General features: G+C 72.3%; 5 protein-coding genes. 3 read left to right on the top strand and 2 right to left on the bottom strand.

The genetic code is table 11. The annotated features are described in order from the left end of the window. Both AB0O00_RS28520 and AB0O00_RS28525 read left to right on the top strand, forming a co-directional pair. The coding region (locus AB0O00_RS28520; RefSeq protein ID WP_363656539.1) for a hypothetical protein at positions 1-314 on the top strand (314 nt) is incomplete at its 5' end. Between the two features lie 200 nt (positions 315-514). Then, positions 515-886 carry a hypothetical protein gene (locus AB0O00_RS28525; protein WP_363656541.1) on the top strand — a complete coding sequence of 124 codons (372 nt, stop codon included), beginning with the start codon at positions 515-517 and terminating at the stop codon, positions 884-886. A 61-nt stretch (positions 887-947) separates the two neighbouring features. On the opposite strand, the gene AB0O00_RS28530 is transcribed toward AB0O00_RS28525, so the two are convergent. After that, positions 948-1,991 (bottom strand): hypothetical protein, encoded by a 1,044-nt coding sequence (locus tag AB0O00_RS28530; protein ID WP_363656543.1) that lies wholly within the window; start codon positions 1,989-1,991, stop codon positions 948-950. Between the two features lie 395 nt (positions 1,992-2,386). On the opposite strand from AB0O00_RS28530, the gene AB0O00_RS28535 reads away from it, so the two are divergent. Next, entirely contained in the window at positions 2,387-2,860 is a 474-nt protein-coding gene (locus AB0O00_RS28535) for an SsgA family sporulation/cell division regulator (RefSeq protein ID WP_363656546.1), read from the top strand. A 14-nt stretch (positions 2,861-2,874) separates the two neighbouring features. Here the strand turns inward: AB0O00_RS28535 and AB0O00_RS28540 are convergent, their stop codons facing one another. Next, entirely contained in the window at positions 2,875-5,217 is a 2,343-nt protein-coding gene (locus AB0O00_RS28540; RefSeq protein ID WP_363656550.1) for an excinuclease ABC subunit UvrA, read from the bottom strand. Positions 5,218-5,251: the final 34 nt, after the last annotated feature.

The raw sequence follows: 5,251 nt of genomic DNA on the forward strand, positions 1-5,251 counted from the left end.
AAGGAGTCGCGATGCTCCGCACCGCAGCCACCGGGCTGCTCGCCGGGCTGCTCTGCCTCGGCGGCGCCGGCGCCGCGTTCGCGAACCCGAGCCCGAACACGCCCGGGCCGCCGAACCAGACCTGCCAGGACTTCCTGGCCCAGGGCAGCAGCGCCCCGGGCCACAGCAGTTCCTCCCCCGGCTCCCCCTTCGACGAGCCCGGCTTCGGCAGCCAGCCGAACGGCGGCACGGGCGGCCAGGCCTACAACGCCGCAGGCGCCCCGTCGCAGTACGACGTCGCCTGCTACCAGCAGTTCGTCCACTCGACGAAGTGACCCGACCGGCGGGGCCCGCCAGTCCGGCGGGCCCCGCGTTCCTGCGTCCGGAGCGCACGTCGGCGCACGCACGGCGCGCACGGGAAGGCTCCCGCACCCCCCGAAAGGGTCAACCCGATCACGGCCGCCACTCGAATGGCCGATACCCCGAGTGGGACGGGCGCCAAGTGCGCGCCCGCCGCCCTTCGGGAGGACACGGCATGAAGCTTCGGGCAATCGCGCTGGCCGCAGGCCTGATGACGGTCGCGCTCGCCGCCATCGGCACGGGCTGGCAGGCGGAGGCCGACCCGACCACCGACAACGCACCCGCGCGGGACGCCTCCGCGCGGTCGGTCGAGGACTACCAGCTGGTGACGCTCGACAACGCGAACGTGCCCAACTTCCAGCGGCGGACGGTCTCCTGTCCCGCCGGCACGAAGGCGCTCGGCGGCGGCGCGGAGGCCCGGGGAGACGACTCGATCCTCAACGGCAGCTTCCCGACCGCGGACGGCAACGGCTGGATCGGCGTCGGGCACCAGCCCGGCGCGAGCGACGTCGGCATCAGCGTCTTCGTGATCTGCGCGAAGGCCTGACGGCACCCCACAAACGCAGGGGTGGAGCCGGGCGCTCGGCTCCACCCCTGTGCAACGGTCCTTACGCGCCGGCGTCCGGGGTCTTCCCGTCCTGCGCCTGCTGCGAGCGGGCGGCGAACATGCGGGTGATCCGGTTGACCACCTCCACGTTCGGGGCGTTCAGGTTCTCCGGGCAGTAGGAGACCCTCAGGACGGTGCTCCCGGCCTTGACGAGAATGGCCAGGCACTCGCGGTCCACGGAGATCGCGGACCGTTCGCCGGCCTTCGGGGCGTCCATCGGCGGCTGCTCGGGCAGGGAGCTGGGACCGGCGTTGGCGACGTCGTACATCTTGTCGGCCCACACCGTGCTGGGGCCGGCCAGGATGCTGAACACCACCTGGGTCTTCCCGCCGTCGGCGTGATAGCCCGAACTGCCCCTCCCGACGGCCTGCTTGCACAGGGCGGACTCCTCGGGCGTGAAGCCGTCGCCGGCGCTGCAGTCGCCCATGGGCCCCGAGGTCGGTGCCTTGTCCTGGGTCCACCCGTCCGGCACGGCGTGCAGGTCGGGCACGACGGTCTTCACCTGGTCCAGGTTCGCCAAGGGCTTCGGGCCGTCCGGGCCGGAGTCGATGTAGAGGCCGAGCCCGAGGAGCGTCCCGATCACGCCGAGCACGACGACCCCACCGGTGATCGCCCAGACGCGGACCCGCCGCGAGGACGTCCCCTGGACCGTCGCCGGACCGTACGCGGACCAGTCGGCGCCGTCGGCGGGCTGCCACGTCTGCGGCACCCCGGCCACCTGCGGCACCGGGGCACCGGCCGCCGGCGGCGGCGCGGTCATGGCGACGGAGAGCCGGGCGCGCAGGTTGGCCGCCAGGCCCGGGTCCCCGGCCAGGAGTTGGCCCACCGCGAGCGCCAGGTCCCACTGGGCCTGCTGGTCACCGGGGTAGGCCTCGACCCGCCCGAGGGTGTGCGCCCACTGCGGCCACTGCCGGAGCGACTCCCGCACGCGCGCGACCGCCTCGCCGCCGAGCGCGGCACCGGCCGCGCCGACCGTGTGCGAAGCGGACTGCACCAGCGCCTCGACCACCATGGCGATGAGATCCGACCCGTCCCCCGCTGTCATCGAACCCCCCGATCGGAAAAGAAGACGGTGACACTCTGACATCAACAGAGCGATCATGCACAATTCCGCCGCGACGGAGACCGAACCGCAATGCCGCAGGCCGGGACAGCGCGCCGTCGCCCGAATATCGTCGCGGACGGTTACCCGGGACGGGCCGGCTCGTTCTCCAGCCGGAAGCCCCGCACGCCGAAGCCGTCCCGCCGCGTCCCCACCGAAGCAACCGACGACCAGTCAGCACGACACCGCCGCCGAAGCCGACCACGAAAAAACGATTCTGCGCCCCCGAGTACGACCCCGAGTACGACCCCGAGCACGGCCCGGAACGCCCCGGAGCACCCGCGAAACACCCCCGAAGCAACCCCGAAGCACCCCGAGGAAGAGAACAGGAAGAGCCCATGAGCGAGCACGAGTTGCCCGGCGCCCCGCAGGAGAACGCCTGCGCCGGCGACGAGTTGGTGCTGTACATCGACCTGGAGGCGGTCGCCTGCCCCGGCCTGCTCGTCTCCCTGCCCGCCCGGCTGCGCTACCGCCGGGAGGACCCGTACGCGGTCAGCCTCGACACCCACGTCGACCTCGACGAGCCGATCACCTGGATCTTCGCCCGCGAGCTCCTCGCCACCGGCCTCACCGGCTGGGCCGGCCTGGGCGACGTCACCGTCCACCGCGGCACCGGCGCCGCCGCCGCGACGCTCTTCATCGCGCTCAGCGCCGATGACACGACGGCCGTCCTGCGCGCGCCCGCCGCCCTCGTCCAGACCTTCCTCGACGCGACCGAGCACGTCGTCCCGTACGGCTCCGAGACGCTCCACCTCGACGTCGACGACCTGATCCTGCGGCTGATGGACGCCGAGGAGCCGCCGCTCAGCTGACCCTCGTCCGGTCTTCACGCCCCCACGTACGCCGCCAGGTGCTCGCCGGTCAGGGTGTGGCGCTTGGCGACCAGTTCGGCCGGGGTGCCCTCGAAGACGATCCGCCCGCCGTCGTGGCCGGCGCCCGGGCCGAGGTCGATGATCCAGTCCGCGTGGGCCATGACCGCCTGGTGGTGCTCGACGACGATCACCGACTTCCCCGAGTCGACGAGGCGGTCGAGCAGGCCGAGCAGCTGCTCGACGTCGGCCAGGTGCAGGCCCGTGGTCGGCTCGTCGAGGACGTAGACGCCGCCCTTGTCGGCCATGTGCGTCGCGAGCTTGAGGCGCTGGCGCTCGCCGCCGGAGAGCGTGGTGAGCGGCTGGCCGAGGCTGAGGTAGCCGAGGCCGACGTCCGCGAGCCGGCTCACGATCGCGTGCGCGGCCGGGATGCGGGCCGCGCCCTCGCGGAAGAACTCCTCGGCCTCGGTCACCGGCATCGCGAGCACCTCGCTGATGTCCCGCCCGCCGAGGCGGTACTCCAGGACGGACGCCTGGTACCGCTTGCCCTCGCAGTCCTCGCAGACGCTCGCGACGCCGGCCATCATCGCCAGGTCCGTGTAGACCACGCCCGCGCCGTTGCAGGTCGGGCACGCGCCCTCGGAGTTGGCGCTGAACAGGGCCGGCTTCACGCCGTTGGCCTTGGCGAAGGCCTTGCGGACCGGTTCGAGCAGGCCCGTGTACGTCGCCGGGTTGCTGCGCCGCGAGCCGCGGATCGCGGCCTGGTCGACGGAGATCACGCCCTCACCGGCCGCCCCCTCCGATCGTGGCAGCGACCCGTGCACGAGCGAGCTCTTGCCGGACCCGGCCACGCCCGTGACGACGGCGAGCACGCCGAGCGGGATGTCCACGTCGACGTCCCGCAGGTTGTGCGCCGACGCACCGCGGATCGCCAGCTTCCCGGTCGGCTTGCGCACCGTCTCCTTGACCCCGGCCCGGTCGTCGAGGTGCCGCCCGGTGATCGTGCGGCCGGCCCGCAGCCCCGCCACCGTCCCCTCGAAGCACACCGTGCCGCCGCCGCTGCCCGCACCGGGGCCGAGGTCGACGACGTGGTCGGCGATCGCGATCGTCTCCGGCTTGTGCTCGACGACGAGCACCGTGTTGCCCTTGTCGCGCAGCCGCAGCAGCAGGCGGTTCATCCGCTGGATGTCGTGCGGGTGCAGGCCCACGGTGGGCTCGTCGAAGACGTACGTGACGTCGGTGAGCGAGGAGCCGAGGTGGCGGACCATCTTGACGCGCTGCGCCTCGCCGCCGGAGAGCGTGCCGGAGGGCCGGTCGAGCGAGAGGTAGCCGAGGCCGATCTCGACGAACGAGTCGAGCGCCTCGCCGAGGCTCGTGAGCAGCGGCGCCACCGAGGGCTCGTCGAGCCCGCGCACCCAGGCCGCCAGGTCGCTGATCTGCATGGCGCAGGCGTCGGCGATGCTGATCTTCCCGATCTTCGACGAGCGGGCGGCCTCGGTGAGCCGGGTGCCGTCGCAGTCGGGGCAGGTGGTGAAGGCGACCGCCCGGTCGACGAAGGCCCGGATGTGTGGCTGCATCGCCTCCTTGTCCTTGGCCAGGTAGGACTTCTGGATCCGCGGGACGAGACCCTCGTAGGTCATGTTGATGCCCGCGATCTTCATCCGGACCGGCTCGCGGTACAGGAAGTCGTGCAGCTCCTTCTTGGTGTACTTGCGGATCGGCTTGTCCGGGTCGTAGAAGCCGGACTCGCTGTAGAGCCGGTAGTTCCAGCCGCCCGGCGTGTAGCCGGGGATGGTGAGCGCGCCCTCGGAGAGCGACTTGGAGGCGTCGAAGAGCTGGGCGAGGTCGATGTCGGAGACGCTGCCGCGGCCCTCGCAGCGCGGGCACATGCCGCCGGTGACGCTGAAGGAGCGGCGCTCCTTGACCGTCTTGCCGCCGCGCTCGACGGTGACGGCGCCGGCGCCGCTGACCGAGGGGACGTTGAAGGAGTACGCCTTGGGCGAGCCGATGTGCGGCGTGCCGAGCCGGCTGAACAGGATGCGCAGCATCGCGTTGGCGTCGGTCGCGGTGCCGACGGTGGAGCGCGGGTCGGCGCCCATCCGCTGCTGGTCGACGATGATCGCGGTGGTCAGCCCGTCGAGGACGTCGACGTCGGGGCGCGACAGCGACGGCATGAAGCCCTGGACGAAGGCGCTGTAGGTCTCGTTGATCAGCCGCTGCGACTCGGCGGCGATGGTGTCGAACACCAGGGAGCTCTTGCCCGAGCCGGAGACGCCGGTGAACACGGTGAGGCGGCGCTTGGGGATCTCGACGCTGACGTCCTTGAGGTTGTTCTCGCGCGCGCCGAGCACGCGGATCATGTCGTGGCTGTCGGCGTCGTGCGGCACCGGCGCG

It is taken from the genome of Kitasatospora sp. NPDC093558 (assembly GCF_040683475.1).
Classification (GTDB): domain Bacteria; phylum Actinomycetota; class Actinomycetes; order Streptomycetales; family Streptomycetaceae; genus Kitasatospora.

Coding starts and splice junctions, on each gene's coding strand:
- AB0O00_RS28525 (WP_363656541.1), top strand. CDS start 515: ATGAAGCTTCGGGCAATCGCGCTGGCCGCAGGCCTGATGACGGTCGCG.
- AB0O00_RS28530 (WP_363656543.1), bottom strand. CDS start 1,991: ATGACAGCGGGGGACGGGTCGGATCTCATCGCCATGGTGGTCGAGGCG.
- AB0O00_RS28535 (WP_363656546.1), top strand. CDS start 2,387: ATGAGCGAGCACGAGTTGCCCGGCGCCCCGCAGGAGAACGCCTGCGCC.
- AB0O00_RS28540 (WP_363656550.1), bottom strand. CDS start 5,217: ATGATCCGCGTGCTCGGCGCGCGCGAGAACAACCTCAAGGACGTCAGC.